Source organism: Salmonella sp. SAL00672 (assembly GCF_046552175.1).
Taxonomy (GTDB): Bacteria; Pseudomonadota; Gammaproteobacteria; order Enterobacterales; family Enterobacteriaceae; genus Salmonella; species Salmonella enterica.
Genome location: NZ_JBGDUQ010000025.1, coordinates 1 through 1312 on the forward strand (window position 1 = coordinate 1; position 1312 = coordinate 1312).

The 1312-nt window shown below is 50.8% G+C and carries 1 protein-coding gene; it reads right to left on the reverse strand.

Features of this window, described 5'->3' with window-relative positions; genetic code table 11:
- Positions 1-3 precede the first annotated feature (3 nt).
- Positions 4-1259, reverse strand: a protein-coding gene (locus ACLJTG_RS23630; RefSeq protein ID WP_085983316.1) for an IS3-like element ISSen1 family transposase whose coding sequence is annotated in 2 segments (ribosomal slippage) — positions 4-908 and positions 908-1259 — 1257 coding nt in all. Because the reading frame shifts where the segments join, the coding sequence is not laid out codon by codon here.
- Positions 1260-1312: the final 53 nt, after the last annotated feature.

The following is a 1312-nucleotide window of genomic DNA, read 5'->3' on the forward strand; positions in this document are numbered from 1 at the left end:
TGACTAGTCCTGATATAGGTTGACAGTTTTTTGTCTGTAAAACGCCTGATGAACATCATCGGGCGTTTTGTATTTCAGGGCCAGGTGTGGCCGTTCATGGTTATAAATTGCCACGGACTCTTTTACTATTTCCCGCGCTTGCTCCAGGTCTGCAGGACGCGAGAGTAAAAACTCATTTTTCAGTATCCCGTTTATTCTCTCAGCCAGCGCATTCTGGTAGCAGTCGTAACCATCGGTCATTGAACAGGTTATTCCGTTTCGCTCATGAACTGACTGATAAAGTACCGAACAGTATTGCAGTCCTCTGTCAGAGTGATGTACCAGCGGACCTGTCGTTTTTCTCCGCCTCAGAGCCTGCCTGAACGCCTTTACCACATTTTCTGTCTGCAGGTTTTCCCCGACATGGTAACCCACGATTTTTCTGGAGCAGGCATCGGTGACCAGACTCAGACAGGCCGTGCCGCTGCGTAGTGGAAGGTAAGTAATATCGGCGACCCAGACCTGCTCTGGCTCAAGGGCGGTAACCTGTTCAGGGCCGGGTTTCAGCAGATTAGGATGCCGGTAAAAGCGATGATGGCTGTTGGTGGTTTTGTGATATGCCCGTTTCACGGGTACCAGGAGCCGGTATTCACCCAGCAGATTAAACAGACGGTCCCGTCCGATATTCAGCGTTTTATCGGCCTGCATGTTCAGCAGATAGTGCAGTTTACGCGTACCGATTCGCGGCTGGCGGCACCGGGTACGGGCAACAAAATCAAGAACCTGAGCATGATGCTCCTGCCGTTTATTACATCTTGTATTGTACTGGTACCACGCCTGTCTGCTGTGCCCCAGGAACTGACATGCACGCGTAACTGTTATTTTGGGGGCCTGACTTTGCGTGAGGACTTGCCGGGCCGCTTTTTTACAACACTTACCCCGTAATCATTTTTCAGGACGTTGATAACGGACTCAAAAAACTCAGCTTTCTGGTTTGCCAGCTCAAGCTGTTCTTCAAGTTCCCTGATTCTTTGCTCGGGTGTCAGCGGGATAGTTGTCTGAGCCACAGGCAGTTTCCTCTTCACCAGGTCAGGAAGTCCGGGTCTCCAGTCAAGCCGGCCATATTTACGCAGCCAGACAAGTACGGTGGAGCGCCCCTGAATGCCATATCGCTGCTGGGCCTGTTTATAGGTCATCTCGCCTTTTTCGACCTGCTCAACGACGGCTATTTTAAAGGATAGAGGATAATCGCGTTGGGTGCGTTTGAACTCAGTCATCATCACGTTCTCCGGATTTAAGTCTGGAACGTGTCAACGCTATTCAGGACGGGTCA